We start from the raw sequence: 26,362 nt of genomic DNA on the forward strand, positions 1-26,362 counted from the left end.
ACATAGTGGTGATCGATCACGCGGATGAGCCTCAACCGACAACGGGTGCGGCATAGTGCAGTCCTGCGTGTCGATGTATACCCGCATCTTCAGCGGCCACTATGTGAGCAGCAAGACGACTGTCTTTCTGCGTTGTTTATCGCAATAATCGTGTCGAGCGGAGGGAGACGTGGGTGACAGCACTGCCCGGCGGCTCGGCTGACAAGCTTGGCAATCGCTACGAAGCCTGGTGGACCCTGTGGCGTGTTGCCGGCGTGATTGAAGGGTCTGCGACGCGCATCCGGTTGGAGCCGCCTGGCGATGGCGGAGATGGCGCCGAGTTCTGGATCGAGGAAGCGGGAGCTCGTTGGTACGAGCAGGCTAAGAACGCCCAGCGTCAGTGGACGCTCCAGCGCCTCATCAGTCAGGGTGTGCTTCTCTCCGTACGGGCTCACCTCGCAGCCGGTCACCAGTTTCGACTAGTTACTTCCACCGGCGCGCCAGAGCTGGATTCGCTCTCATCTCGCGCACGCGCCGCTGCAACGCCCGAGGAATACGACTCGATCCTGACGCAGATTGACCTGCCCAGGTTTCGGTCGCTCGCGAAGGCATGGCGGGTCACCGAAGCGACGGCGTGGGCATACCTGGGGCGGATCCATGTCGAGCACCACCCCGTGGACAGCCTCCGCCGTCTAGTTCATCAACGCTACGAGATTCTCGTCCACGGGGACCCCGAGGTCGTTGTCAACGAACTTCGGGGATGGCTGGACAATCATCTTCACCAGGAGATCAGTGCTCCCAGCATCTGGGGGCACCTGAAGTCGAAAGGATTCGCTCGGCGAACCCTGGTTGGCGATCCAGACACATTGCAAGCGTTGACCGCGACCGTTGAACGACAACAACGCCGGACCAAGCAGGCGCGGCCTGCGATCATGGCCGCAACGCAAGCACGCACGACTCAGCTCGTCGAGCGGCTTGTTGCTGCGGATGGACGTCAGGTGGTGATCCTTCATGGCAGGGCGGGCGCGGGGAAATCTACGACCGCTGCCGATGCTCTTCGGGATCTCTCACGCGATGGCTGGCTCGCAGCAGCCGTACGAATGGATGGTGCCACTGCAACCACACAGACCGCTTCGGCTCTTGGTCATGCATTCGACCTTGCGGCATCGCCCGTGGCGATTCTAGCTGCGGCCTCAGAGGGTTCTCCCGCTGTCCTGCTCGTAGATCAGCTCGACGCAGTCAGTACATACAGCGGACGGATGCCGGACAGTTATGAGGCCGTGGCTGAACTGCTCGACCAGGTGGCATCACTCCCAAATATCAAAGTCGTGTTGGTCGTCCGTACAGTTGACCTGCAGGCCGACTCGCGAATGCGGTCACTGCTGGTTGACGAAACTCGCGTGGAGACGCTAGAGCTCGGTGATCTGACTGCCGATGAGGTGAAGGACGCGCTTGACCGGTCGGGCGTAAACATGGAGAAATTGACGCCGGCCACACTGGAGTTGCTTCGGGTGCCCCTCCACCTGGCCATATTCAGCGGACTCACTGGCGCAGATCAGGTGGCGCCGTTTCGGACGCTGAGCGACTTGTATGAGCGGTTCACCAACGAGGTACGCCGAAAGATCAGTCGAGAGATTGGGCATCTTGATTGGCGGCGCACCATTGATGGACTGGTTCGATATATGAGCGAGCGAGAAATTCTCGGCGCACCGTCCGGAGTCCTTGACGATGCCGACCCCATCGAGGTGGCCTCTCTTGTTTCGCAGGGTGTGTTGACTTGGGACGGCGGCCGGTACGCGATCTTTCACGAAACGTACTTCGACTTCCTCTTCGCGCGTTCCTTCATAGCCAACGGCGGCGACCTACACGACTTTCTGGTCGGCTCAGGCCAGAGCCTGTTTCGCCGGGCGCAGGCGCGCCAGGTCCTGGAGTATCTTGCAGCGATCGACCGCAACAGATTTCGTCGGCTGATCGTTCGTCTACTCACCAGTGACAGCCTGCGACCTCACCTTCAGGACGTCGTCATTACAATGCTTGCTCAGTTGGATGCCGCCGTTGCGGACTGGCGAGTGATCGAGCCTTTGGCGTTCGGGAAACTCTGGCTTGGGCCGCGGCTGGCCGCATTGTTGTCTGTCCCGACATGGTTCGACGCCGCTGACGCCGATGGGCGCTGGGAAGTGCTACTTGCCAACCAGTCGACGGCGAACTTGGCGGCGGATCAGTTGACTAACGCAGGAAGCCAACGTCCAGAGCGGGTCGCCGCACTGGTCCGGCCCTACATTGGGACAACCGAAGCATGGCGGCTGCGGCTGCGGAGCATTGTCGAATGGTCACTGACACCCGGCCTGGTTGACCTCGCAGTGGAACTCGTCGAGGACGGTCACTTAGAGGCCCCCCAAGGCTCGACCGCTGTAACCTCAGACTTCTGGTCGATCGTCTATCGACTCGACATAGAGGACCCCATTGGCGCGACGCGCCTGGTCGGGGCCTACCTAAGGCGGAGCTCCGCCCGCGCAAGGGCTGAAGGTGCTATCGATCCGTTCGGTTCGGGCCATTTGGACACCCGTTCCTCCGCTGGAGGCGACTCCTTGATCGGCCGGCTGGCTAGGGCCGCGCCCTCAACATTCCTCGACGAGGTGCTGCCTTTTATCGTTCGCGTAGTTAGCGCGACTGCCGTTCCCACGTACGAAGGATCGTTGCGGTCCAGTCACCGTTGGGGAATTCGGTATATCAGCAGCCATCATGGGATCGATGGAGCATTGTTCACGGGTGTCGAGGTTGCTCTACGTGCCCTGCCTGATGACCAACCCCAACAGGTCGCCGAACTCGTCCGGCCGCTGGCTTCCAGTGACGTGAAGGAACTGCGGTTCTTGGCTTGCCGAGCCCTCACTAGGGTCGGTACCGGAAACATTGGCATTGATTGGCTGCTCTCGGACGACAGGAATTTGGAACTCGGCTGGGCTGATAGTAGACGGTGGGCATCTCGTGAGCTCGTCGAGACTGCCACCCGTGAGTGTGACGATGTTCGTCTGCATGCCCTCGTTGAACGGCTGCTCAGCTACTACCCTCTGTTGGAAACGAGCAAGATGGGGCGCTATTGGCGGGGTCGAGCGCAGTTCGAGCTAATGACAGCAATCGAGCCGCTGCGTCGCAACCAAGTTATCGAGCGTCGGCTCGGTGAGTTGGAGCGAAAACTTGGAGCAATTCCCCTGAGGGGTCCCGAGCCTGTAGCAGCCAGCTTTGTCGGTCCGCCTATCCCGCAAGAGGCTGCAATCCGGATGGCAGACCGGGACTGGCTTCGCGCAATCGAGAGGTATCGGGATGACACAACGAACTGGCGGGCAGAGGAGGCTCCGCTCGGTGGTGCGCGAGAACTCGCGGGGTTGCTGGGCTCGCGAGCGGAAGCGGAACCTGAACGATTCGCGCGCCTCGCGTTGAGGTTCGGCTCCGATACACCAATCGGGCACTACGAGCACGTGATCCGCGCGATCGTCGGCAAGGTGCCGATATCTCTGTTCGTTGACGTCTGTGCTCACGCACGCTGCGTTGTCGGCCAGCCTGTCGGCCTGGACATCTGCCACGCGACGGGGACCGTCGCGTCCGAGGCCAATGACGCCTTAGTTGATCTGATCGTAGAGTGCTCCTCGGACATAGACCCCTATTCCGAGTCTGCCCGCACGCCCGCTGCGTCCGGTCAGCACTACTACAACGGTGATCTAGAGACGGCGGGGTTGAACAGCACTCGCGGAGCGGCGGCTGGGACTATCGCGCGTATTCTATTTGCCCAGCCCGAGCGTGCCGACGTGCTCAAGCAGACAATCGCTAAGCTGGCAGCCGACGAGATCCTGGCCGTGCGTACCCAGGCTGCCCAAGCCGTTATGGCGCTCATGAGGCCAGATCTCGACGCTGCGCTGGACCTGGCCGCTGAACTGTTCGATGCACCCGTGGAAATCTTTGATTCGGAGTCCAGTAGCCGCCTGTTGCGGTATGCCCTTCTGAACGACCAGGAGAGGTTCGCGCCCTCTTTGTGCCGTGCGCTAAACGGGCCAGAAAGCATTGCCGAGCGCGCGGGCGGTGTCTGGGCTATCGTGGCTGTTCGCGACCTGATCGCTGAGCCTGTTCCGCGCGACTTAACCGGACTGAGCGCCGCCGCGCGACGTGGTGCCGCGACTGCGCTCGCCGGAGATCCATCGGTCACATACTCCCTGCTAACCCGGCTGTTCGATGACTCTGATTTCACAGTGCGCGAAACAGCAGCATCGGCCATGCGCCTCGTAGGCGAACTGACCGCGGAGGTGGCAGATCCACTGATCAGGACCTTCGCAGCAAGCGACGCATTTGCCCATAATTTCGAGGAGATGTTCTTTGCGCTAGACCATAGCCAGAGGCTTTTCCCCGAGTCCACCATCATGGCTTGCGAGAGAGTCGTCGAGATCGCGAGTCAGGGCATGGGTGACGCTCGCACCGTGCGCGCGGCTGCAGGGATCCATGTGATCGAGGTCATCCTTCGGCTCTACCGACAGAGCGGCGGGCAGATCCGCGAACGGTGCCTGGATCTTATTGACGACCTCGCAATAGTCGGCTCGTACGGAATTGAGCGGGCCCTCGGCGGAGAACGTTGAGGTAAGAACCTTGCCGGATAAATGCAGACCTTTTTGGTCTCCGCGCAGGGAATTATTTGTGCGTAACGGTCGATAGTGAATCCCGTTTGCGATCGAAGGTAGGGTTGGCGCCTAATGCGAGATGTGCTGGATTGGTTCATGTGGGCGATGCCCAAATCGGACTGGTCTTCTTTTATTCCCGACTTAATTGTTGGTGTCATGACTGGCGCGGTCGTCGGCCTGGTCCTTCTCATGGTGGAAAGACGTGTGGCAGAAGGCCGCCGGCGCGTTGAGGTCCGCCTCCGTAGGCGGCGGATCGTCCAACCGCTATTGCTGGTTTTGCAGCGTCCGGAATATGCGCGGAATTTCGACACGGTGTCACCGATCAATAGAAAATGGCAGCGAGCCCTTAGTATTATCGAAGGATCTGAACTGGATTCGTGGCATGAGCTCGAACCGACGGACCTAACATCGGCGTTGCTCAGGTTTCGTAGTGCAATCTGGGACCTGCGGGAGGATGCAGATGACCTCGGCCAGGCGATAGCGCGTTGGCGAGCAATCCATGAACGGGTTGAAGGTGCGAGTGAGTTTGCGACAGCCCGCATCCTGGGTGCAAATGAACAATATCTTCGAGAGAGATTCCCCACTGCAAGAGTTGCGAGCCCGGTAGTCGTGGACTCCGATCGGATGCGCGAGAATCGACTAGTAAAAAGGCATGAGCGCAAACACCGAAAAGCGGCGCGTCGAGTAGATCGAATGGCTGGTGTGGTCTTGGATGAGTTGGTGGAACTTATAAGAGATGGGAAGGCTTCGCGGGGTATCGCCAATGCGAGTTAGAGGTCCCAAGTGCTAGATGTCCCTGGCCGGTCAGTCCATGGTGGAGTCCGTGAAGCTAGCTGAGACTTAGCGCCGGCTGGGGGGCCGAAGTCGACGCTGATCCGGCGCTTGGCTTTGCTGTCGTCGCCTGGCGCACTGAGCATGTCGAAGTAGCGTTCCGACAGTGCCAGCGGCTGAAGCGTTCGGCCGCTGGCGTGGGGCAGTTGTGGACCAGGGGCTGAGAGAGGCGTTGCATGGACATGCGAGTTGCACGCGCGGCTCCACGAGCACAGTCGTGTCGGTGACGGTGCCTGCAGTGAGCTTCTCAGTCTGTTCACCACCATCAACGACGGGTTCACCGCCGTGCGTTGTATACCCGACGAGGTGGCCAACAGGTGAGCTTTGACCTGACGATCCTCGCGACGACGCCTGACACCTCCGACGACGAAATTCGTGCCCAGGCAATGCGATGCGCCGCTGGGCGGGACCATCCGGAGGGCGACCACGACGCGCGCATCGTCGCGTTCTACGAGGCGCTCCGCGAGGTGTACCCGGATAGCGGTCCGGCGTCACGCGGCGGTGAGACGCCTTGGGCGTCATCACCGGTCGAAGCTGGAATCGACCGCGTGACCATGAACCTGTGACACGGCCGCGCAGGCGCGTCACCGGGTCGGTTGTCCTACTCGCCGGACAGGTCAGTCGGTGGAAACCTCACCCTCGATGAGGTCCATCTGCGTCTGCGTCACGAATGGCACCGTGGACTCGGTTGGCGTCGTGACGCTCAAATACACGTCGTCGGGGTTCTCGACCGCGAAGGTCTCGATCCAGGTCGCGGTGCGCCCGGCAGGAACGAAGGTCGGGGACTCCTGGTCGCCCTCGGAATTGGACAGGTACTCGCCCTCGGACTCGCCGGAGAAGGCGGTGTAGCCCATCGAGCCGGTCGCCGCCTCGGCGTTCAGGGTGTTCTCCACGGTGACCTCCACCGTGATGCCCTTCAGGTCGGGATCGATCGTGCCCTCCCACTCGGGGAATAGGTCCTTGGGCTCTGGCTTCTCCACTGTGACGATGATGCCGTAGGTGTCCACGCTCTGGCCGAACAGCGCCGCTAGCGACGGGTCCTTCGCGAAGTTGAGTGGCTCGTCCGAATCGGTCTCGGCGGACTCATCAGCCTCGGCCGCCGGGGCGTCCTCGGCCGGTGTCTCCGAGCCAGCCTCGGCTGGCTCTGACGCTTCGGCCAGCGCTGAGGATTCCGGTGCTGCGCTCTCGGCGTCGTCCCCTGTGGAGCCGCCGCAAGCCCCGAGAACACCCGCCAGAGCCAGGGACGTGACTACGAGCGCGACTCGTCGGCGCCGTGGCCGGTGCATCGGTCGCTTCATTAACCCATCGTGAACCGGGCTGTAGCACGGCGCGAACGGGGGCCAAGCAGGCGGCCGACGAGGCCGATCCGGAGGTCTGAGGGCGCCTCAGACCGCCGAAGCCGCTGACCAGGTGCGTGCGGGGCGCCCTATCGGGCCGGAACCGGCCCGCGCACTCAGTTGGGGCCCTTCGGAACGGACATAGGAAGTCCGGCTCCTGGCCCGGCCGCGAGCGACCTAGGGCCATTGAGGGCCAGCCGGCGCCGATTCGAACCCTCCAGGATGCACGAAGCCCAGGTCAGAAACAGTCTCTGACCTGGGCTTCCGCACTCTGAGCGGGCGACGGGAATCGAACCCGCGTAATTAGTTTGGAAGACTAAGGCTCTACCATTGAGCTACGCCCGCAAGCCCGCGCTCGAAGCACGGTGCGGGCGTTACCTTAGCAAACCTCGCGCCCTGCCAGCGGTTCCGTCCGCGTGGCGTGCCGCCGTCGGGCAGCGGGCTACGTCGCTGAAGTCGGGCCGCGCCAGCCAGTGCAAGCGGAGCCGCAACAGCTCCCCGCAGCCGGCCTCCGGGCACGCCAACAGCTCAAGAGACCCGCGTCCCCTCCGGCGCTACCTGGTCGACGTCGGTCCACACCTCCGTCATCTCCACGATCAACCCGTCCCGCACCGTGATGAACGTCGCCACCTCGAAATGCTGCACCACGCCGTCGACCACCCCGGTCACATGCGCACGCCCGACCGCCCGATCGCCCTCAACAACACAGTCCTCCAGCCGGAAGTGCTCAAACCCCGGGTACTCCGCGTTGAGCCGCACCCACGTGGCGCCGTCGAACGTCTCCCCGGTATGTACGTAGCGGCAGGTGAACGCAGGATCGAGCAGGCTCGGCAGCTCGTCCCAGCGATGCCCGTCGATCACCTCCGCGAGCCGCTCCATCACTTCTCGCGCCGACATCAGTGCTGACATCGACGCAGGATGTCACACCTCGCCGACAGACCGCCCCACCGCCCGGAACGCCTCCAGCGCCGTCCGCACCGCCAGCCGTTCCGCGTGATCGGGCCGCAGGATCGCCACGATCCACCGCGCCGCGTCCATCCCGTGCACCGGCCGCAGCACCAGCCCGGCACCAGGCGCCGTCGAGTACCGGGGCAGCACCGCCACCCGGTCGCTGGAGGCGACCAGCGCCTCGATGAGCCGGTTGTCGCGCAGCCGCTGCGCCACGCGGACGGGCTCGCCCGCCGTCGTCTCGACCGCGATGCGCAGCCCGTCGAACGGGTACCCGACCGGCACGCCATACCACTCGTAGGCCACCAGGTCCCGGGCGGTGACCCGCGCCTTGGCGGCAAGCGGGTGGTCAACACGCAGCGCGATGTCCAGCGGCTCCCGCAGCAACGCCGCCGTCACCAGGTGCTCCGCGCCCGCCGGCACCGGACCGGTGAAGCTGTGCCCGATGACGATGTCGTGGTCCGCGACCATCCCCGAGTACTCCGACTCCGCGATATCCATGTCGCTGCACTCGAGCGAGACGTCCGTCGGAGCGAGCCGGTCCAGCACACCGGGCAGCAGCACCGTCGCCGCGCTGGGCAGCGTCGCCACGCGCACCGTGCCCGACGCCGACCCCATGAACTCGTCCCACCGCGCCTGCACCTCGGCGACCGTCCGGGAGAGGTCGCGGCCGCCGTCGGCCAGGAGGCGGCCCGCCTCCGTGAGGCGTAGGCCCCGGCCGTGCGGCTCGACGAGCGGCACGCCCTTCAGCTCGCGCTGCGCGGTGCGGAGCTGCTGCGACACCGCCGACGGCGTGCGGTGGGTCGCCCTGGCGACGGCCGTGACCGACCCGCGGTCCGCGAGCTCGCGCAGCAGGTCGAGGTGGCGCGGGTCGACACGGGCGAGGTCCTGTCCACGGGAGTCATTCATGTAGGCAGGCTACAAGGACGCGTAGAACATTTCGCTTGTCCTACAGGCCGATGACGGCGACGCTCAGAACATGCCGATCTCGCACCGTCTGCTCGCCGTGTCCGTCGCGGTCATGTGGGGGCTCAACTTCATCGCCATCCACGCGTCGCTGGAGCAGTTCCCGCCGTTCCTGCTCGCGGCGCTGCGGTTCGCGATCATCGCCGTCCCCACGATCCTCCTGGTCCCGCGCCCGAAGGTGCCCGTGCGGTGGCTGCTGGGCTACGGCCTCGGGTTCGGCACCCTGCAGTTCCTCTTCCTCTACTGGGGCATGGCCGTCGGCATGCCGACGGGGCTCGCGTCGCTGGTGCTCCAGTCGTCGGCGCCGTTCACGGTGCTGCTGGGCGCCACCCTGTTCCGCGAGCGCGTCTCCCCAAGGCAGCTCGTCGGCCTGTCGGTCGCGACGCTCGGGCTCGCCGTCGTCGGCTGGTCCCAGGCGCAGGCCGCGGCGTTCGGACCGTTCCTTCTGGTGCTGGCCGGCGGCTTCGGCTGGGCGATCGGTAACGTGTCCAGCGCCCGCGCCAAGGCGCCCAACCCGCTGCACCTGACGCTGTGGATGTCCGTGGTGCCGCCAGTCCCGATGCTGGCGTTGTCGCTGGTCATCGAGGGTCCCGACGCCATCGCGCGGTCCTTCGCGCCCAGCCCCCAGATGCTGCCGGCGCTCCTTGGCCTCGCCTACACCGTGCTGATCGGCACGCTGGCCGGCTCCGGCGTCTGGACCTGGCTCATGGCCCAGCACCCTGCCGGCGTCGTCGCGCCGTTCTCGATGCTGGTGCCCGTGGTGGGTCTGAGCGCGTCCGCGGTGCTGCTCGGCGAGCCGATCGAGGCGACGACGGCGGCCGGCGCCGGCCTGGTCATCGCGGGAGTGCTCTGGGGCGCGCGACGTCGGGTGACGACGACGCGCACCCCAGAGCCCCTCATCCCTTCACCGACCCCGACGCCAGCCCCGCCACGTAGTACCGCTGGAGCGCCACGTACAAGATGACGCACGGGATCATCGCGATGACCGACCCGGCCGCCAGCAGACCGAAGTTGACCTGCCCGTACGCCCCCTGCTGCAGGTTCACCAGCGACACCGGCAGCGTGTAGAGGCTGGAGTCGGTCAGGAACGTCAGCGCCCCGAGGAACTCCGTCCACGACGCCAGGAACGCGTACAGGGCGGCCGTCGCGGTCCCCGGGATCACCAGTGGCCGCAGCACCGACACGAGAATCCGCAGCGTCCCCGCCCCGTCCACATGCGCCGAGTCCTCCAGCTCCGTCGGCACCGCGGCGAACGTGTTGCGCATGACGAAGATGCCGAACGGCAGGTTCACGGTCGTGTAGAAGAGCACCAGGCCGAACAGGCTGTCGGTGAGCCCCATGACGTTCATCTGCAGGTAGAGCGGGGTGAGGATCGCCTGGAACGGGATCATCAGCGTGACCAGCACCAGCCCGAACAACAAGGTTCGCCCCCGGAACGGGAACCGCGCGAAGCCGTACCCGGCGAGCGTCGCCAGCACCGCGGTGAGCACCGCCGTCGAGACGGACACGATCGCCGAGTTGAGGATGCCGCGCCACACCTCGGGCTGGTCGATCACCGCCTGGAAATTGACCCACGACAGCTCGAAGAACCGGGCGTCGGGGGCGGCGACGATGACGTCGCCGGGCTGGCCCGCCCGCACGAACGCGACCACGAGCGGCACCAGGAACACGAGCGCGGCCAGGGTGCCGCCCACGGCGTAGAGGGTCCGCTTGATCCGGGTGTCCCGCTCGGGCCCGGAGGGGGAGGCGGGCGCAACGGCAGGACGCCGCGCAGCACGCGACCCCACGGGCGCAGCAGAAGTGACGGTAGCCATGTCAGCTCCTCTCCCGCAGCAGCCAGAACTGGGCCGCGGTGACCAGACCGGTGATGACGACGAGCACGAGCGACATGGCGGTCGCCGCCCCGAGCTGGAGCTGTACGAACGCGCGCCGGTAGATGGCCATGACGATGGTCGTGGTCTCGGACCCCGGCCCGCCCTGCGTCAGGATGTAGAACTGCGTGAACGCCAGGAACGAGCCGATCACCGACAGGATCACGGTCATCGCGATGGTCCGGCGCAGCATGGGCACGGTGATCTGCAGCTCCCGCTGCCACCACGACGCGCCGTCGATCTCCGCCGACTCGTAGACCTCGCGCGGGATGCCCTGCATCCCCGACATGAGCAGCACCATCGTCAGCCCGGACACGCCCCAGACCACCATGACGCAGAGCAGCCCGGTGGCGAGCGGTCCGTCGACGAGCCACGCCGTCGTCCCGTCGGTGATCCCGAGCGCCTTGAGCGCCACGTTCACCAGGCCGCTGTTCGGCTGGGCCTCCAGCAGCATGAGGAAGCTGAGCGTCGTCAGCCCGATGACGAACGGCACGAAGAAGATGGTGCGCAGGAGCGTCGCGCCCCGCCGGTTGGACCGCACCAGGACGGCCAGCCCGTACCCGAGCAGCAGGATCGGCAGCGTGACGATCGCCGTGTAGAGCAGCGTGTAGCCCAGCGCGCTCCAGAACGTCGGGTCGGTGAGCACCAGGGCGTAGTTGTCGAGCCCGATGAACCGGTACGGCCCGATCAGCGGGAAGTTGGTCAGCGAGATGTAGACCGCCACGACCAGCGGCACGAACACGAACACGACCACCAGCGCGACCGCCGGCGTGACCAGCGCGAGCCCCGTGCGGTGGGGGTGCGTGAGAGTCCCGTACCTGCGGCGGCGCAGCGGTTGCGGGGCCGTCGTCGGCGCGCTCATGCCTGTGCCTGCCGCAGGATGCGGTCGTACGTGGTCTGGGCCTCCTGCATGGCGGCATCGACCTCCCCGTCGAAGACGGCGGAACGGAACATGCGCAGCCACGGTCCGTCCTGCTGGTTGTAGATCAGGTTGTAGGCGAGCGTGGTGGGCGCGTACCCGCGGTCGAGCGCCTCCAGGGGCGGCACCACCAGCGGGTACTTCTCCTCGAACTCCGGAGTGCGGACGTCGGAGCGGACGGGGGAGTAGAAGCCCTCCGGCATCCGGGCCTGCTGCTCGACGGCGACGGCGAACTTCATGAACTCCCACGCCGCCGACGGGTTGCGCGCGCCGTTGAGCATGCAGAGGTTGTCGCCGCCGTCGAAGAACGCGCGCCCGCCGTCGGGGCCGGGCAGGAGCACCGCCTTGGTGTGCTCCAGCAGGGCCTCGTCGGCATTGGGTACGACGACGCCGAACCCAGCCGGGAACATGCCGAGCCGGCCGGCGACGTAGTCGGCGGACCAGCGCGAGGCGTCGTCGGAGAAGCTGCCCGGCGGCACGAGCTGCTCCGACCACAGCGTCCGTTCGAGCTCCAGCGTGCGGCGCAGCGCCTCGTTGCCGACGACGTCGCCGCGCTGGCTGCCGACGTCGCCCGTGATGAGGTCGCGGTCGGTCGCCCACACGTGCGGCTGGACCGTGAAGCCGAGCGCGCCCGAGGAGTTGCCGGGGAACGACCAGCCGTAGAGGTCGTCGTCGAGCGCGCTGATCGCGCGGGCCGCCTCCAGGATGCCGTCGAAGTCGCGGGTGTGTTCGTCGACGTCGAGGCCCGCGCGGTCGAACAGCTCGGTGTTGCAGAACAGCACCGAGAAGTCGCCGATGAACGGCAGGCCGTAGTTCCGGCCGTCCTTGGTGCTCAGGGCGAGGTGGCCGGGGCTCAGCGCGTCGCCGATGCCCAGGTCCTCGATGAGCGGCGTGAGGTCCGTGAACGCGCCGCGGTAGGCGAACAGGGTCGAGTAGATGTCGTCGATGTCGATGACGTCGGGCACCCGACCGCCGCGGATCGCCGTGGCGAGCTTGGTGACGTACTGCCCGTTCTGGATGGGCGTGACCTGCACGCGGATCCGGTCCTGGGCCTGGTGGAACGCGTCGACGACGGCCTGGGTGCCGTTGACGGTGTCCGACCGGCACCACAGGTTCAGGGTGCCCGTCGCGTTCTCGCCGAAGCCGGCGGCGCCGACGTCCGCAGGCCGCAGCGTGCCGCCGCAGCCGGCCAGCGCTGCCGCGACCGTCGCCGAGCCGGCGAGGGTGAGCAGCTGGCGTCTGGTGAGCTCCATCGCTCTCCTTCCTTACGCATCGTTACGCAGGGTGGGGTACCGCCGGTCGAGCTTGTCGAGACCTGGTGAGTGGTCTCGACAAGCTCGACCAGCGGGGGGGTGGGCTGGTTTCGACAAGCTCAACCAGCGAGCGGGATCAACCCGCGTTCGTCGGGATCCAGACCCGCATCGGCTGCGGGCCGCGGTTGGCCCACGCGTAGTAGGGGATGGCGGTCAGGGTCACGTCGCGCACGGGTTCCGTCGGCTGGTCCGACGCCGACGACGGCGTCCCGGCCGGCCCGTACGGCGTCGTCGCCCCGGCGTCGGGCCCGGGGACGACGGCGCCGCTCGCGCGGACCACCGTCACGCCGCCCAGCAGGTCCGCGCGGAACTCGTCGGACAGTCCGCCGGAGACGTCGATGCGCAGGTCGTCGACCACGGCGCCGGCCTCCTGGTCGGGCTGCTCCAGGGCGTAGACCAGGGGCCCGCGCTCGATCGCGACGCTGCCACGCACGGCGTCGACCCGGGGGTCGGCGCTGGTCAGCCGCGGCGTCATCGGCAGGTCGAGCCGGACCGTGTCGCCCGCGGCGAACCGGCGCGTTACGCGGGCGTAGGTACCGGCGGTCACGGGTTCGCCGTCGAGCGTGGCGCCGTCGGCCCAGGCGGGGACGCGCAGCGCGAGCGTGGTCTCGCCGTCGGGCGCCTCCTCGACGTGCAGCGCGATGCTGCCCTCGTCGGGGTAGGCGGTCTCGACGCGCAGGTGGAGCGTGCCGCCGTCGAGCGGGGCCGTGACCGTGCCGGGCGCGTACTGGTGGAGCTGCAGGCTCGGCCCGTCCGCCGTCGCGACGTAACCGGTGAGGCTGGAGACGGTGCGCATGATGTTGGGCGGGCAGCAGGCGCAGTCGAACCAGCCGCGGCGGCCGTGCGCGGGGCTGCGGTCCTCCTCGGCGTGGGCGTCGGCGCGGAGCTGGAGCGGGTTCACGTAGAAGTACTCGGTGCCGCTCAGGGAGACGCCGGCGAGGAAGCCGTTGAGCAGCATGCGCTCGATCTGGTCGGCGTAGCGGGCCTCGCCGGTGGCGAGCAGCATGCGCCACGCCCACTGCACGCCGCCGATCGCGGCGCAGGTCTCGGCGTACCCGCGGTCGGTCGGCAGCTCGAACGGGTCACCGAACGACTCGCCCTCCCAGCGCGCCCCGAGCCCGCCCGTCAGGTACTGCTTGCCGCGCTCCATGGCGCGGTACTGGGTGTCCAGGGCGGCGAGGAGCTCGGCGTCGCCGGTCTCGATCGCGACGTCGGCGGCGCCCGCCCCCAGGTAGACGGCGCGGACGGCGTGGCCCTCGACCGTGGTGGCCGCGCGGACCTTGACCCGGTCGGAGAAGTAGGTGGGCTGCTTGCCGTGCGCCTCGATGAGTCCGGTGCCGCGGGCCTCGACGAACCAGCTCGCCAGGTCCAGGTAGGCGCGCGTGCCGGTCTCGCGGTACAGCTCGACGAGCGCCATCTCGATCACGGGGTGGCCGTCGACGTCGCGGAGCTGGCCCGGGCCGTCACCGAACGTGACGACGAGGTGGTTAGCGAGCCTGACCGCGACGTCGAGCAGCTCGGTGCGGCCGGTGCCGCGCACCTGCGCGACGGCGGCCTGGAACAGGTGCCCCGCGCAGTACAGCTCGTGGCTCCACGGCAGGTCGCTGTAGCGCGGCACGTTCCGCAGCGCCGGCACGGAGTCGAGGTAGCCGTCGTCGGCCTGGGCGGCGGCGAGCAGGCTCGTCACGTGGAGCTGGTCGGCCAGGAGCTGTTCGTCGGGCTCGCGGGCGTACTCCCAGGCGGCGGCCTCCAGCCACTTGTGCACGTCGGAGTCGGCGAAGATCGGGCCGATCGCGTCGCCGTCGGCCACACCTGCCGCGATCTCCAGGTTGCGCAGGTTTCCGGCCTTGGCGAGCTGCTCGAGCCCGCCAGGGATCGCGGCGGCACGGTTGACGTCGGCCGTGCGGCGCCACAGCCCGCCGTCCACGGTGACGTACCCCGGGGCAAGGGGCCGCAGCAGCACCCGGGCGTCGCTCGTGGGTTCGGCCGGTCCGCGCGTCGTACCGCTGGGCGTCGGTGTCGTCATCGATGCTCTCCTCCGGACGGAAACTAGGAATCCGATTTCCTGATCGTAGGGACCGGTGCTGCCCGGGTCAAAGGTCTGGGCGAAACTCGCTTGAAATTGGGTGCTGAACTGGGGCGGGAGGTACGCTGGCGCTGCGTTCCGTTGTTGCCGGGCTCGTTCGGCGGAAAACGCGGAAGGAAAATAGGTCGAGAAGAGGCGGTGCGGATGGACCGGGGAGCGGTCGTACGGATCACGGACGTCGCGGCGCTCGCGGGCGTCTCGCCGAGCACGGTGTCCAAGGCGCTCAACGACACCGGCTCGCTGCGCGAGAGCACCCGCGCGCGGGTCCGGGAGGCGGCCGAGCGGCTGGGCTTCGTGCCCGACGCCAGCGCCCGCTCCCTGTCGGCGCGGCGCAGCTTCACGGTGGGCCTGCTGAGCACCGACTCGGCCGGGCGGTTCTCGCTGCCCGTGGTGCTCGGCGCGGAGAACGCGCTGGTGGGCGGCGAGCTGTCGGCGCTGCTGGCGACCGCGCGGCACGATCCGGTGCGCGAGCAGCACCACGTGCGCGCGCTCGTTGCCCGGAGGGTCGACGGCATCATCGTGACCGGCCGCACCACCGAGCCCCGCGAGCCGATCCGCGTGCCGATGCCGGTGGTCTACGCCTTCGCGCCGTCGTCCGACCCCGAGGACGCCTCTGTGGTGCCCGACGACGCGCTCGGCATGCGGCTGCTCGTCGAGCACCTGGCCGGGCTGGGCCGACGTCGGATCGCGTACGTGGGCGGACGCGCCGAGCAGGCGGCGTCGCTCGTGCGGCACGAGACCCTGGCGGCGGAGCTCGCGGCGCGCGGGCTGGAGCTGGTGGGCTCGCCGTTGTACGGGGACTGGTCGGAGCAGTGGGGGCGGCGGGCGGTGGACCTGGTGCTGGGTGGGGTCCCGGGTGCCGGCGGTTCTGGCGACGGCCTGCCCGTGGATGCGATCGTGTTCGCGTCCGACCAGCTCGCGCGGGGCGGGTGCGACCGGCTGCGCGAACGTGGTCTGCGCGTGCCCGACGACGTCGCCGTGACCGGCTACGACGACTGGGACGTCATGTCGCTGGCCAGCCGACCGCCGCTGACCACGGTGGACATGCAGCTCGAGCGGCTCGGCCAGCGCGCCGCCGAGCTGCTGATCGCGGCGATCGAGGGCGACCCGGCGCGCGGCGTCGAACGCCTGGCCCCCCGACTGGTGGTCCGCGCGTCGACCCTGGGCGACGCGTAGGGCTCCGGCCGACGTCGCCTTCTCCTTCGAGACCGAAGTTTCTTCGCTTTGGGGCGCCCGAAAGGCGAGAATCTTAGGTCTCGAAGGAGAAGCTGCCTCCCGGGTTGAGCGCAGCGGCCTCCGTCGGCGTCCGGATTGGTTGTCCCGGCCCAGCCGACCTCGACGATGCCCAGCCCTCTCGCCGCCGCCGTCGGCTGGCGCGTACAGCCCTCAGCGGGCAACCGGCGTCGTCGTTCGCCGTCGTCCCCCGAACCTTCTCCTTCGAGACCTAAGTTTCTTGGCTCTTGGGGCGCCCGAAAGGCGAGAAACTTAGGTCTCGAAGGAAAGGGTGCCCCCGGGGGACCCGGGCCGGAGAGCGTCAGGCGTTGAGCTCCGCGTGCCCCTCCTCGTACTCCTTGCGGATCGTGTCGCCGCCCTGCTTCCTCCAGTCCGCGGCCACGGCGTCCCACGACGACACCGGCTCACGCCCCAGCAGGATCGAGTTCACGGCGTCCGTGATCGTGGTGTTCAGCCGTCCGCCCGTCGTCCCCTGCGTGCCGGAGTACAGCCCGACGGTCGGGTTGCGCACGCCGCCAGGGATCGCCTGCTCCATGTGGTCGTGGATGTCCTGCGCCACGTGCGGCCGGCCGGGGTAGTAGTTGGGCCGCGGCCCGTCGACCAGGTACTCGATCGGGAACGTCCCGCCGCACGCCTCGGTCTTGCCGAGCGGGGTGAGCACGGGGTCGGCGTCGTCCAGCGTGTAGTGCACGCCCTCGACGCCGTACTTGCGGGACAGGTGCTCCTCCGTGCCGATCGGCGCGGCGAGCCAGTTGAGCACCTCCAGCAGCATCTTCGTGCGGGCGGGGTCGGTCTTCTTCAGCGCCGAGATCGAGTTGTTCGGGTTGCCCAGCCACAGCGGCGCGGGCTCGCCGTCCTCGCTGGGCGTGAGCAGCAGGCCCACGGAGTAGCCCTCCAGCCCGTCGGCGTTGGACTCGTACATCGAGCCCATCGACGAGTAGGTGTCCTGGTGCAGCGCCGCCGACCCTGCGCCGAACCACATCTTCTGGTCGGCCGTCGCGGAGTCGACGCTGTCGGGGTGCACCAGCTCGTCCGCGATGAGCCGGCGGCCGAGCTCCAGGGCGTCCTTGTACGGCTCGAGCTCCAGCGCGTGGGTGAACGTGCCGTCGTCGTCGACCGCCCAGGTGTTGGGCAGCCCGTACATCTGCTGGAGCATCACCATCGGCACGCTGGTCAGCGCCCAGGTGTTGGCGCGCGGGTCGGTCATCTCCTCGCAGGCCCGCACGAACTCGTCGATCGTGGCGGGCGCCGGGTCCACGCCCCGCTCCTCGAAGAGGTCCGCGCGGGCCATCAGCAGCACCGACGACTGCACGCCCCGGGTGACGGGGATGCCGTAGATCTTGCCGTTGAAGACCGTGCCCCGCCACGAGTCGGTGGGCAGGTTCGCCAGGAACGGGTAGTCGGCGATCGCGTCGCCGCTCAGGTACTCGGTGAGGTCCTGGCACGTGGACTCCAGGAGCTGCGGGAGCTGCGGGAACGCGCCGTCCACGTTGAACACGTCACCCAGGCCGTCGCCCGCGACGGCGGTCGCGAACCGCTGCGGGAAGTCGGCGCCGGGCGTGATCGTCAGGCTCAGGTCGGAGCCGATCCGCTCGTTCAGCGCCTGCCAGTACGAGTTGCGGTCCATGCCCGGCGGCACGGCCTGGTTGATCGGCACGGAGCCGCGGATGCCGCTGCCGTCGGCGGGCACACCCGTCAGGACCCGCTGCGGGTTCGCGGGGTAGGCGAAGAACGTGTCCGGGATGCCGGCGTCGGTGCCGGGCAGGTCCGGCGTGACGCCGTCGAACCGGATGTAGCTGGGCAGCGTGACGCCGGCGCCCGCGACGCTGCCGCCCGACGTCGTCGTCGACGTCGAGCAGCCGGACAGGGAACCGGCCGTGAGCAGGCCGGCCATGCCGAGCAGACCGGCGCCGAGGAACGTGCGGCGGTCGAGGGAGGGGTGGGACATGGTGGTTTCCTTTCGGGGTCAGCCCTTGACCGCGCCGGTCAGGACTCCCTTGGCGAAGTGCCGTTGCAGGAAGGGGTAGACGACGAGGATCGGGACGATGGTGACGACGAGGATCGCCATCTGGATCGACGGCTGCGGCGGCAGGGCGTCGACGGCCGAACCCAGGTCGGCCGCGCTGATCTCGGCGTTGTTGATCACGTAGGTACGCAGCACGAGCTGGAGCGGCCACTTGGCCGTGTCGTTGAGGTAGAGCAGGGCCGCGAAGAACGAGTTCCAGTAGCCGACGGCGTAGAACAGGCCGATGACCGCGAGCACCGCCTTGGACAGCGGCAGCACGATGCGGGCGAAGATCGTCAGGTGGCCGGCGCCGTCGATCCGGGCGGCGTCGATGAGCTCGGGCGGGATACCCATGAAGAACGCGCGCAGCACGATCACGTTGAAAGCGCTCAGGGCCGTGGGCAGGATCAGCGCCCAGTAGCTGTCCAGTAGCCCCAGCTCCTTGACCACGAGGTAGCTCGGGATGAGGCCGGGCGTGAACAGCAGCGACAGCAGGACGAGCATCAGCATCGGCTTCTGGCCGAACGAGCCCTGCTGGCTGAGCGCATACGCGAGCAGGGTCGAGACCACGAGGCTGACGGCGGTGCCGACCAGGGTCACGCCCACACTCACCGCCATCGCCCGGGTCACGACGCCGCCCGCGAAGATGGTCCGGTAGGCGTCCAGGGACGGACTCGTGGGGAACAGCACGAAGCCGCCCGCGCCGCTGACCTGCGCCCGGTCGGCCAGGCTCGTGGAGACGATGCCGACGAACGGCAGGATCACTGCGGCGCAGAAGACCAGCAGCACCACGCCCTTCAGCGCGCGGGCGGGGATTCCGGGCGCGTCCAGCGGCCTTGTCCGACGGCGGAGGGTCTGCGGGGTGCCGTTTCCTGCGTCCGACTCGGTGCCGGGGCGGGTGCCCGGAGTGGTGGCGGTCATGACTTGTAGACCCCGTTCTCGCCGAAGAGGTGGGCGATCTTGTTGGCACCGAGCACGAGCAGCACGCCGACGACGCCCTTGACGAGCCCGACGGCGGCGGCCACGCCCCACTGGCCGCCGACGATGCCGTTGTTGTAGACGTAGGTGTCGAGCACCTCGCTGGCGGCCAGCCCGACGCCGTCCTGCTGGAGGATGATCTGCTCGAAGCCGACGGTCAGGGAGTCGCCGAGGCGCAGGATCAGCAGCAGGATCACGATGCCGCGGATGCCGGGCAGCGTGACGTGCCAGAGCTGGCGCCACCGCGACGCGCCGTCGACCCGGGCGGCCTCGTAGAGCGAGGCGTCGATCTGCGAGAGCGCTGCGAGGAAGAGGATGGTCGCCCAGCCGGTGTCCTTCCAGATCACCTGGCTGGTCAGCAGCGCGACGAACAGGTCGGAGTTGCCGATGATCGACAGCGTCTCCCCGCCGTGCTCCCGGAGCAGGTTGTTGATCAGGCCCGCCCCGCCGAGCACCTGCTGGAAGACGGCGACCACGATCACCCAGGACAGGAAGTGCGGCAGGTACAGCACCGACTGCACCGCCCGCTTGAGGCGCTCGGAGAGCATGCTGTTCATCAGCAGGGCCAGCGCGATCGGCGCCGGGAAGACCAGCACCACCTGCACGAGCGTGAGCACCAGCGTGTTGCGCAGCGCGTTCAGGAACGCGGGGTCGCCGTTGATGATCACCGCGAAGTTGTCGAACCCGACCCACGGGCTCTGCCCGAAGGGCAGGAACGGCAGGTAGCCCTGGAACGCGATGACGTTGCCGGCGAGCGGCACGTACTGGAAGAGCAGCAGCAGGATCATGCCGGGCGCCGCCATGAGCAGGAGCACCTTGTCGCGGGCGAGGCGGGCGCGCCAGGTGGTGCCGGGCCTGGGTGGCCCGCCGGTCCGGGGTCCGGTGCCTCGCGCGGCGAGGCCTGTTCGGTTCACGTCGTTGTTCTCCGATCGTATTTCAGCGCTGAAATACCGATGAGTATCTGGGTCGCCGAGAGGGCTGTCAAGGGCGCGTGTCCGAGTGAATCAGCCGCTGGCGGCGCGGAGTCGGATCGGCCTTGCCACCGGTATTTCAGCGCTGTAAGTTCGCTCGGGACCCGGGACGGTCCGGGATATCGAGCATCAGGAGAGCTACCGCCATGACGCAGTCGTCGACCTCGACCTCACCCGGAACGTCGCGGAGCGGGCCGACCGTGGGGTCCGCCCCGCTGCTCGGCGAGCCGTGGGGCGTGGACCGGGCGGACGGCACCCGGTGGGCCAAGGACCCGTCGGTCGTCCGGTTCCAGGGCCGCTATCTCATGTACTTCACGCTCCGGCCGGAGGAGCCCGGCGCGGGCCTGTGCGTCGGCATCGCGGAGTCCCGCGACCTGGCCTCGTGGGAGCTGGTGGCCCGGCTGCACCCGGGCGGCGACTACGACGCGAAGGGGCTCGCGGCGCCGGGCGCCGTCGTCGTCGCTGACGTGCTGCACCTCTTCTACCAGAGCTACGGCACCGGGCCGCTGGACTCGATCTGCCACGCCACCTCGACCGACGGCGTCACCTTCGAGCGTGACGCCTCTAACCCGGTGTTCCGCCCGCAGGGCGAGTGGAACTGCGGCCGGGCGATCGACGCGGACCTCGTCGTCGACGGCGACCGGCTGCTGCTCGCCTACGCCACGCGCGACCCGGAGATGCGGGAGCAGCTCGTCGGCGTCGCGGAGGCGCCGCTCGGCAGCGGCTTCGGCCGCGACGACTGGCGGGACCTGAGCCTGGACGGCCCCGCGCTGCGACCCGAGCTCGACTGGGAGGGCGAGTGCATCGAGGCGCCGGCCTTCGTGCGCGAGGGCGGCCGCCCGGACGGCGGGCTCGTGATGTTCTACGCCGGCGCGTACAACAACGTGCCGCAGCAGATCGGCTGGGCCACCAGCGAGGACGGCGTCACCTGGACACGGGGGACCGTCGAGCCGTTCCTGCCCAACGGCGCACCGGGCACGTGGAACTCGTCCGAGAGCGGGCACCCCGGCGTGCTCACCGACGACGACGGCCGCACCTACCTGTTCTTCCAGGGCAACGACACCGGCGGGCGCACCAACCTGCTGGCGGGCGCCGAGATCGTCTGGGCGGCGGACGGGCGTCCGGCGCTGCGGGAGGACTGAGCCCGGGGGCTGCGGCGTTCGGGCCGGGCTGCTCGGGCGATCGTGCCTGGGCGATCCTGCTCGGGCGGTCCTGCCCGAGCGGCGGGCCTAGCCCCGCCCCGCCGTGCTCTCGCGCACGACCAGCCGATGCCCCACGACCGTCCGGACCGGCGGGTGGTCCCCGTCGGTCCGGCCCGTCCGGGCGCGCAGCAGCTCGACGCAGCGGCGGCCCAGGGCCTCCAGGTCCCAGGCGACGCTGGTCAGCGGCGGCGCCGTGAACCGGGACTCCTCGTTGTCGTCGAAGCCCGCGATGGCGACGTCGTCCGGCACCGCGACGCCCCGCTCGCGGAGCCGGGCCAGAACGCCGCTGGCGAGCAGGTCGTTGAAGCAGACGATGGCGTCCGGCGGCTCGGGCAGGGACATCAGGTGGTCGGCCGCCGCCGCGCCGTCGGGCCGCCGGGTCCGCTCGGCCGGTGCCAGGTACTCGGTCCGGACGCCCAGGCCCGCCCGCTCCAGCGCCTGGTAGTAGCCGCGGTAGCGAAGCTCCCCGGCGTTCGCGCGGTTGCTCGGCCGGATGCCGACGGTGGCGATCCGCGTGCGTCCCTGCTCCAGCAGGTGCTCCACGACCTCCCGGGCGGCGGCCGTGCTGTCCGCGGTGACGTGGTCCGCCGACGCCGTGGCCGCGGCCTCGCCGATCAGCACGAGGTTCTGGTGCGCGAACCGGTCGGTCAGGTCGGCGTCGCCGATCGCGTCGGGCTGCAGGATGATGCCGTCGACGAGCTGCGACGCCGGCCCCCGCACCACGGCTTTCTCCATGGCTTCGGAGGAGCGCGTCTGCTCGATCAGCACGATCCAGTCGTGCTCGGCCGCGGCGTCCATGACGTGGCTCGCGAGCTCGGAGTAGTAGGGGTTGTCCAGGCCGGGGATCGCCAGGGCGATGAACCCTGTCTGCTTGCTCGCCAGCGCGCGGGCCGACAGGTTCGCGCGGTAGCCGAGGGCGGCGATGGACGCCTCGACGGTCTCGCGCGTGGTCGCGCTGACGTACGGGTGGTTGTGCAGCACGTTGGAGACCGTCTTCGCGGACACGCCGGCGTGCTCGGCCACATCGGAGAGCCGAACCCCACGACCCGCACGTGTCACGAGCTGTCTCCCAGCGGCAGCGGAACCCTTCAGCGTGATCATAGGTGCTGGTCGGCGGCGTCCGCTCCCGACGACGCTCTGTCGGGCCCGGGCTCTTTACCGGTCGGAGCGGAAGGCGAAGGCCACCGTGGCGCCGTCGACCCGGACGGTCCGGACGCCGTCGGCGGGATGCTCGACCGGGAGGACGACGACCTGGCTCACGGCCAGGTGCTCCGTGGAGCAGGCGTCGTCGTCGGCGCGTGCCGTGGTGACGTCGACCGTCGTGTCGTTCAGCCAGCCGACCTCGACCGGATAGGGCATGCAGCCGGGCGTGCCCCACATGGTGACGACGAGGTTGGCGGGCCGGACCGTGGCGTCGACGACGGCGTTCGTCATCCCGTCGAGCGGGGGACCAGGCGGGGAGGTGTCGGCGGTCTCGGCCGGGTAGCTGCGGACGGCGATCGTGCGGGGCTGCTCGTCCCTGGGCGGGCTGGTGCCGTGCGCGGCACAGCTGCCGAGCGCCATCGCGAGTGCGAACGAAAGCGCGCACGCGAGCGGTAGGAGGGGCGTCGTCGTCCGCTGCCGGAGCATGCCTGTCCCTCTCGATACGCATCAGGTGAGGTCTCGACGATGGCAGGCCCACGGGGGCGAGTTCAAAGGATTACTTCGCAGCGTGCGGCCCAGAAACCTCAGGCGGTCGATCGCATCGATCGGATACACTCGGCAGGTCCTACCGGGAGTCTCCCGGTCCGGCCCGGGGAGCCCCAGGCCGTGGCGGACCCACGGGGTGTAGCGCAGCTTGGTAGCGCATCTGCTTTGGGAGCAGAGGGTCGCAGGTTCAAATCCTGTCACCCCGACACATCTGTCCTGGTGAGCTTCTGGTTCGCCAGGCCAGAACGGACTCGAGATTTGAACTCCCCGACAAAAACCCGACACTTTGGTGTCCGGGAGACCCGTCCTGCGACGTGGTCCGCAGAGCGTGACGGTCGCCTCCGATCGTTGCCCATTCTCCAGGTGTTCCGCGCGCACCTGGGAATCATGGAGACACAGCAGACGCCCGAGCGGGGGCTGGACCCGCTGCTGAGTATCGACGAGCTCGCGGACTATATCGGTCTGCCGGTACGCACGATCTACGCCTGGCGCACTGCGGGCAAGGGCCCGCGCGGTGTGCTGCTGGGCAAGCACGTGAAGTTCTACGCCTCGGACGTCCAGGCATGGCTCGCCGGACGCCGGGAGATCGCGCCTGGCCGGGGCGCCGTCGAAGGCGGTGAGCGGTGATGGCTCGCCCTCGCACCCCGATCGGCACGTTCGGTCAGATCAGCTTCGCTTCTGAGACGACCACGACGGTGACCGCCCACGCCCGTTTCCGCGACTACGACGGCCGGCTGCGCCCGGTTCAGGCCACCGGCAGCACCCGCAAGCAGGCCGAGCACAATCTCAAGGCGGTACTTGCGCGACGCAGCCGCATCGCATCCGGCTCGACAGATCTGAGCGGCGACAGCACGTTTAAGCGCCTGGTCGAGATCTGGCTCGAAGACCTGGACCTCCAGGAGTTGGCCTTCAGCACCCGTGAGCTGTACGCCCGCGACATGCGCACGTTGGTTCAGCCTGCCTTCAAGGACTACACGCTGCGTGAGATCTCGATCATGATGGTCGACCGCTTCCTCAAGAAGCTGGCGAAGGAGAGCCTGTCCAAGGCTCAGCACGCCAAGGTCGTGCTCAACCTCGCCCTGGGTCTCGCGGTCCGGTACGAGGCGATCGAGCGCAACCCGGTTCGCAGTGTGCAGCGGCTCCGGAAGCCCAAGAGGGCGGTCGAGGGCACTGACGATCGAGGAGCTCGAGGCGGTACGAGCAGCCGTCCGGGCCTGGTCAACTGCCGAGCGTCCGGGGCCCAAGCCTGATGGCCAGGTCGAGGCCGTCATCGAGGTCATGATCGGCACGTCCGGTCGCATCGGCGAAGCGCTGGCGATCCGTCGGCGCGACATCGACGACACGGGCAAGCGGATGACCGTTCATCTTGACGGGACGATCATCACGCCGATGAACAGGCCGCAGTTCCGGCAGGACCATCCGAAGACTTCGGAGTCGTGCCGGAAGGTGACGGTGCCGGGCTTCACGGCGGACGTCATTCGCAAGCGGCTCGCCGAAATACCCGCTGACCCCGAGCAGTTGATCTTCTTCTCTCGCAACGGCACCCCACTGTCGCCGAACAACGTGCGGCGCACCTTGCGGGCCGCGCTCAAAGAGGCAGGGCTCGACCGGGTGACGCCTCACGCGTTCCGCAGGACCGTCGCCACCACGCTCGAGAAGGAAGCAGGCGCAGAGCTTGCGGCCGAGATGCTCGGTCACACCTCGACCGTGATCACCAAGAAGCACTACATCGCCCGGGCTGATGCCGTGAACGAGGCGACAGCCGAGATCCTGGAGTCGCTGGCGCCACGGGCGGTGTAGGGCCCGTCTGCGTGGCGCGCGATTGGCGCCGGAGCGTTTGCGCAGGTCGTACGGTCCCGCCAATTTAGCGGGACCGTCCTTTTCCGCTTTGTTCCTCGGGGGGCGTTCGAGGGCGTCGCGTGGATCGCATAGGGCCTGGGGCGCCTGCCCAGGTCGTATGGTTCTGCCAATTTGGCAGAACCATTGTTGTCCGGTTTGTTCTCCAGGCCAGGAACGGGCCAGTGGCGCGTCGGTGGTTCGGTAGAACCCCAGGGCACGCGGTGGTGCCAAATTGGCACCACCGCGGATGTCCGGATTAGCCCTGCGGCTGGCGGCAGCTCGGCGCCGACCGCGCGGCATGTCGAAGCAAAGCTGCAGGTCGCGCGGTGGTGGCAATTTGCCACCACCGCACGTGTCCGAGTTAGCCCGCTTATATCTGCACCTGCCTGCCCCATGCTCGCGATTGTGCACGTCACCTGTACCTGTCGAGGTACTCGTTGACGTCCCCCCATGCGGCCATATCGGGTGCGTGCCTGCTGGGGGGCATGGCGCCGAGCAGGGTGAACGCATGTCCCCCAACTCGTGGGCATGACCCCGCAGCTTGGCCAGCGGACTCCAGCCGCCTGCCTCCAGCGTGCTGTCTGCGAGCGGATACCCATTCATGCGTCGAGGATGACGAACGAGCGCGCGCTCTGCGCACACCAAGTCGTCCGCACACCAAGGTGTGCGCACGTATCAGTGCAGGTCAGATGCGCGCACCAACTCGCGGCGCGTACTGGTGCGGCAAGGGTGCGTCGTGACCACGTCCCTAGTGCGCTACTGACGGGATGGTGCCTTGGGTTCGATGGGAAAGGTACGAGAGTCCGTGTTCCAGCGGGCTCGGGCCAGACCCGGAGCGTGAGCCATGCAGGCGGTGTGGAAGGCAGATGGGTGCCGGCTGCCGACCACGTGCGCAGGCCACTATCGTGCGGGCGTGACTGTTGCCCGCCCGCTGCTGTTCCTCGACGTCGACGGGACCCTGTTGCCGTTCGGCGGGCCCGGGATGTTGCCTCTGCCTCGTGACGGTAAGCCTGAGGATCCCGACGCGCCGCGTCCGGAGCTCGACTTCATCGATCCGGCCCTCGGTCCGCTCCTGCTGGAACTGCTCACGTATTCGGCCCCTTGTGACCGGATCTACCACCTTCGGCAGTCCCTGAGGTCTTTCTGGTGGCGGAGGTATCGGCGCTGGTGCGCGACACGGCGGACATGTCTATATGCGACGTACATGGCCCCAGCGCTAGTGGCGATCAGCGACGGAGTGGATATATGACCATCGTGGGCATAGTTTTCGGCACCGCCTTCGTGGTGGCGGGGGCCATCTTAATGGTGTTCAGTGGGAGAATCGGGAATGCGGCAGAAAGGGATGTGGGTCGCAATTTGTCAGCCACGCTCGCTGATCTCGTCCGTAAAGCCCCTTCGGGGCTCGATATGCAGAAAAGAGTTTTTGTGATCGGCGTCGGATTTTTAGTATTTGGAGCACTGTTCGCGACAGTCGATCCACTCTTGAATTAATTGGTGAATGATGACGCGGACCTAGGAAGACGACGTGCTT

General features: G+C 67.9%; 22 protein-coding genes and 2 tRNA genes. 11 read left to right on the top strand and 13 right to left on the bottom strand.

Features of this window, described 5'->3' with window-relative positions:
• Window positions 1-173 precede the first annotated feature (173 nt).
• The 3 genes from FHX71_RS02930 (at window position 174) to FHX71_RS02940 (ending at window position 6,040) form a co-directional block, all read left to right on the top strand.
• Entirely contained in the window at window positions 174-4,601 is a 4,428-nt protein-coding gene (locus tag FHX71_RS02930; protein ID WP_182614345.1) for an NACHT domain-containing protein, read from the top strand.
• 114 nt (window positions 4,602-4,715) lie between these two features.
• The gene (locus FHX71_RS02935; protein ID WP_182614346.1) at window positions 4,716-5,417 is read left to right on the top strand and encodes a hypothetical protein; all 702 of its coding nucleotides are present in this window, start codon (window positions 4,716-4,718) and stop codon (window positions 5,415-5,417) included.
• A 374-nt stretch (window positions 5,418-5,791) separates the two neighbouring features.
• Window positions 5,792-6,040, top strand: coding sequence for a hypothetical protein (locus FHX71_RS02940; protein ID WP_182614347.1), 249 nt, complete (start codon window positions 5,792-5,794; stop codon window positions 6,038-6,040).
• A gap of 51 nt (window positions 6,041-6,091) precedes the next feature.
• Here FHX71_RS02940 and FHX71_RS02945 read toward each other — a convergent pair whose 3' ends face one another.
• The 4 genes from FHX71_RS02945 to FHX71_RS02960 form a co-directional block, all read right to left on the bottom strand.
• Window positions 6,092-6,772, bottom strand: coding sequence for a hypothetical protein (locus FHX71_RS02945; protein ID WP_182614348.1), 681 nt, complete (start codon window positions 6,770-6,772; stop codon window positions 6,092-6,094).
• A gap of 313 nt (window positions 6,773-7,085) precedes the next feature.
• A tRNA-Gly gene (locus FHX71_RS02950) sits at window positions 7,086-7,156 on the bottom strand.
• Between the two features lie 183 nt (window positions 7,157-7,339).
• Window positions 7,340-7,720, bottom strand: a complete 381-nt coding sequence (locus FHX71_RS02955) for a nuclear transport factor 2 family protein (protein ID WP_182614349.1) — start codon at window positions 7,718-7,720, stop codon at window positions 7,340-7,342.
• Window positions 7,721-7,732: 12 nt separating this feature from the next.
• Window positions 7,733-8,668, bottom strand: coding sequence for a LysR family transcriptional regulator (locus FHX71_RS02960; protein ID WP_182614350.1), 936 nt, complete (start codon window positions 8,666-8,668; stop codon window positions 7,733-7,735).
• A gap of 70 nt (window positions 8,669-8,738) precedes the next feature.
• Between FHX71_RS02960 and FHX71_RS02965 the strand changes: the two genes are divergently transcribed.
• Window positions 8,739-9,689 (top strand): EamA family transporter, encoded by a 951-nt coding sequence (locus FHX71_RS02965; protein WP_182614351.1) that lies wholly within the window; start codon window positions 8,739-8,741, stop codon window positions 9,687-9,689.
• On the opposite strand, the gene FHX71_RS02970 is transcribed toward FHX71_RS02965, so the two are convergent.
• The 4 genes from FHX71_RS02970 to FHX71_RS02985 all read right to left on the bottom strand — a co-directional run bounded on the left by FHX71_RS02970 (window position 9,622) and on the right by FHX71_RS02985 (window position 14,854).
• Entirely contained in the window at window positions 9,622-10,539 is a 918-nt protein-coding gene (locus FHX71_RS02970) for a carbohydrate ABC transporter permease (RefSeq protein ID WP_246402169.1), read from the bottom strand. The genes FHX71_RS02965 and FHX71_RS02970 overlap by 68 nt on opposite strands.
• A gap of 1 nt (window position 10,540) precedes the next feature.
• Window positions 10,541-11,458 carry a carbohydrate ABC transporter permease gene (locus FHX71_RS02975; protein WP_182614352.1) on the bottom strand — a complete coding sequence of 306 codons (918 nt, stop codon included), beginning with the start codon at window positions 11,456-11,458 and terminating at the stop codon, window positions 10,541-10,543.
• Complete coding sequence (locus FHX71_RS02980) at window positions 11,455-12,768, bottom strand: ABC transporter substrate-binding protein (RefSeq protein WP_182614353.1); 1,314 nt, start codon at window positions 12,766-12,768, stop codon at window positions 11,455-11,457. Before FHX71_RS02980 ends, FHX71_RS02975 begins: the two co-directional genes overlap by 4 nt.
• Window positions 12,769-12,904: 136 nt before the next feature.
• Window positions 12,905-14,854, bottom strand: a complete 1,950-nt coding sequence (locus FHX71_RS02985; protein ID WP_182614354.1) for a glycoside hydrolase family 127 protein — start codon at window positions 14,852-14,854, stop codon at window positions 12,905-12,907.
• A 204-nt stretch (window positions 14,855-15,058) separates the two neighbouring features.
• On the opposite strand from FHX71_RS02985, the gene FHX71_RS02990 reads away from it, so the two are divergent.
• Window positions 15,059-16,090, top strand: coding sequence for a LacI family DNA-binding transcriptional regulator (locus FHX71_RS02990; protein ID WP_182614355.1), 1,032 nt, complete (start codon window positions 15,059-15,061; stop codon window positions 16,088-16,090).
• A gap of 358 nt (window positions 16,091-16,448) precedes the next feature.
• Here FHX71_RS02990 and FHX71_RS02995 read toward each other — a convergent pair whose 3' ends face one another.
• The 3 genes from FHX71_RS02995 to FHX71_RS03005 are packed head-to-tail and all read right to left on the bottom strand — an operon-like array spanning window position 16,449 to window position 20,044.
• Entirely contained in the window at window positions 16,449-18,095 is a 1,647-nt protein-coding gene (locus tag FHX71_RS02995; RefSeq protein ID WP_182614356.1) for an extracellular solute-binding protein, read from the bottom strand.
• 18 nt (window positions 18,096-18,113) lie between these two features.
• Complete coding sequence (locus tag FHX71_RS03000) at window positions 18,114-19,073, bottom strand: carbohydrate ABC transporter permease (RefSeq protein WP_182614357.1); 960 nt, start codon at window positions 19,071-19,073, stop codon at window positions 18,114-18,116.
• Entirely contained in the window at window positions 19,070-20,044 is a 975-nt protein-coding gene (locus FHX71_RS03005) for an ABC transporter permease (protein ID WP_312876904.1), read from the bottom strand. Before FHX71_RS03005 ends, FHX71_RS03000 begins: the two co-directional genes overlap by 4 nt.
• Window positions 20,045-20,247: 203 nt before the next feature.
• Here FHX71_RS03005 and FHX71_RS03010 point away from each other — a divergent pair, with 203 nt between their 5' ends.
• Window positions 20,248-21,243, top strand: coding sequence for a family 43 glycosylhydrolase (locus tag FHX71_RS03010; protein WP_182614358.1), 996 nt, complete (start codon window positions 20,248-20,250; stop codon window positions 21,241-21,243).
• A gap of 87 nt (window positions 21,244-21,330) precedes the next feature.
• On the opposite strand, the gene FHX71_RS03015 is transcribed toward FHX71_RS03010, so the two are convergent.
• Window positions 21,331-22,326, bottom strand: a complete 996-nt coding sequence (locus FHX71_RS03015; protein WP_182614359.1) for a LacI family DNA-binding transcriptional regulator — start codon at window positions 22,324-22,326, stop codon at window positions 21,331-21,333.
• A gap of 132 nt (window positions 22,327-22,458) precedes the next feature.
• Window positions 22,459-22,932, bottom strand: coding sequence for a hypothetical protein (locus FHX71_RS03020; protein WP_182614360.1), 474 nt, complete (start codon window positions 22,930-22,932; stop codon window positions 22,459-22,461).
• 192 nt (window positions 22,933-23,124) lie between these two features.
• On the opposite strand from FHX71_RS03020, the gene FHX71_RS03025 reads away from it, so the two are divergent.
• The 5 genes from FHX71_RS03025 to FHX71_RS03040 all read left to right on the top strand — a co-directional run bounded on the left by FHX71_RS03025 (window position 23,125) and on the right by FHX71_RS03040 (window position 26,322).
• Window positions 23,125-23,198: transfer RNA gene (locus tag FHX71_RS03025), tRNA-Pro, on the top strand.
• Window positions 23,199-23,340: 142 nt separating this feature from the next.
• Complete coding sequence (locus FHX71_RS03030) at window positions 23,341-23,619, top strand: helix-turn-helix transcriptional regulator (RefSeq protein ID WP_182614361.1); 279 nt, start codon at window positions 23,341-23,343, stop codon at window positions 23,617-23,619.
• Window positions 23,619-24,242, top strand: coding sequence for a tyrosine-type recombinase/integrase (locus FHX71_RS28970; RefSeq protein WP_246402723.1), 624 nt, complete (start codon window positions 23,619-23,621; stop codon window positions 24,240-24,242). Before FHX71_RS03030 ends, FHX71_RS28970 begins: the two co-directional genes overlap by 1 nt.
• 28 nt (window positions 24,243-24,270) lie before the next feature.
• On the top strand, window positions 24,271-24,792 hold the full coding sequence (locus FHX71_RS28975) for a tyrosine-type recombinase/integrase (protein ID WP_246402176.1): 522 nt from the start codon (window positions 24,271-24,273) through the stop codon (window positions 24,790-24,792).
• A 1,284-nt stretch (window positions 24,793-26,076) separates the two neighbouring features.
• Window positions 26,077-26,322 carry a hypothetical protein gene (locus FHX71_RS03040; protein ID WP_182614362.1) on the top strand — a complete coding sequence of 82 codons (246 nt, stop codon included), beginning with the start codon at window positions 26,077-26,079 and terminating at the stop codon, window positions 26,320-26,322.
• The last annotated feature ends 40 nt before the right edge of the window (window positions 26,323-26,362 follow it).

It is taken from the genome of Promicromonospora sukumoe (assembly GCF_014137995.1).
Taxonomy (GTDB): domain Bacteria; phylum Actinomycetota; class Actinomycetes; order Actinomycetales; family Cellulomonadaceae; genus Promicromonospora; species Promicromonospora sukumoe.

Excerpts from the sequence above, each read along its gene's own strand:
- FHX71_RS02935 (WP_182614346.1), top strand. The coding sequence starts at position 4,716 with ATGCGAGATGTGCTGGATTGGTTCATGTGGGCGATGCCCAAATCGGAC.
- FHX71_RS02945 (WP_182614348.1), bottom strand. The coding sequence starts at position 6,772 with ATGAAGCGACCGATGCACCGGCCACGGCGCCGACGAGTCGCGCTCGTA.
- FHX71_RS02955 (WP_182614349.1), bottom strand. The coding sequence starts at position 7,720 with ATGTCAGCACTGATGTCGGCGCGAGAAGTGATGGAGCGGCTCGCGGAG.
- FHX71_RS02960 (WP_182614350.1), bottom strand. The coding sequence starts at position 8,668 with ATGAATGACTCCCGTGGACAGGACCTCGCCCGTGTCGACCCGCGCCAC.
- FHX71_RS02965 (WP_182614351.1), top strand. The coding sequence starts at position 8,739 with ATGCCGATCTCGCACCGTCTGCTCGCCGTGTCCGTCGCGGTCATGTGG.
- FHX71_RS02970 (WP_246402169.1), bottom strand. The coding sequence starts at position 10,539 with ATGGCTACCGTCACTTCTGCTGCGCCCGTGGGGTCGCGTGCTGCGCGG.
- FHX71_RS02975 (WP_182614352.1), bottom strand. The coding sequence starts at position 11,458 with ATGAGCGCGCCGACGACGGCCCCGCAACCGCTGCGCCGCCGCAGGTAC.
- FHX71_RS02980 (WP_182614353.1), bottom strand. The coding sequence starts at position 12,768 with ATGGAGCTCACCAGACGCCAGCTGCTCACCCTCGCCGGCTCGGCGACG.
- FHX71_RS02985 (WP_182614354.1), bottom strand. The coding sequence starts at position 14,854 with ATGACGACACCGACGCCCAGCGGTACGACGCGCGGACCGGCCGAACCC.
- FHX71_RS02990 (WP_182614355.1), top strand. The coding sequence starts at position 15,059 with ATGGACCGGGGAGCGGTCGTACGGATCACGGACGTCGCGGCGCTCGCG.
- FHX71_RS02995 (WP_182614356.1), bottom strand. The coding sequence starts at position 18,095 with ATGTCCCACCCCTCCCTCGACCGCCGCACGTTCCTCGGCGCCGGTCTG.
- FHX71_RS03000 (WP_182614357.1), bottom strand. The coding sequence starts at position 19,073 with ATGACCGCCACCACTCCGGGCACCCGCCCCGGCACCGAGTCGGACGCA.
- FHX71_RS03010 (WP_182614358.1), top strand. The coding sequence starts at position 20,248 with ATGACGCAGTCGTCGACCTCGACCTCACCCGGAACGTCGCGGAGCGGG.
- FHX71_RS03020 (WP_182614360.1), bottom strand. The coding sequence starts at position 22,932 with ATGCTCCGGCAGCGGACGACGACGCCCCTCCTACCGCTCGCGTGCGCG.
- FHX71_RS28970 (WP_246402723.1), top strand. The coding sequence starts at position 23,619 with ATGGCTCGCCCTCGCACCCCGATCGGCACGTTCGGTCAGATCAGCTTC.
- FHX71_RS28975 (WP_246402176.1), top strand. The coding sequence starts at position 24,271 with ATGATCGGCACGTCCGGTCGCATCGGCGAAGCGCTGGCGATCCGTCGG.
- FHX71_RS03040 (WP_182614362.1), top strand. The coding sequence starts at position 26,077 with ATGACCATCGTGGGCATAGTTTTCGGCACCGCCTTCGTGGTGGCGGGG.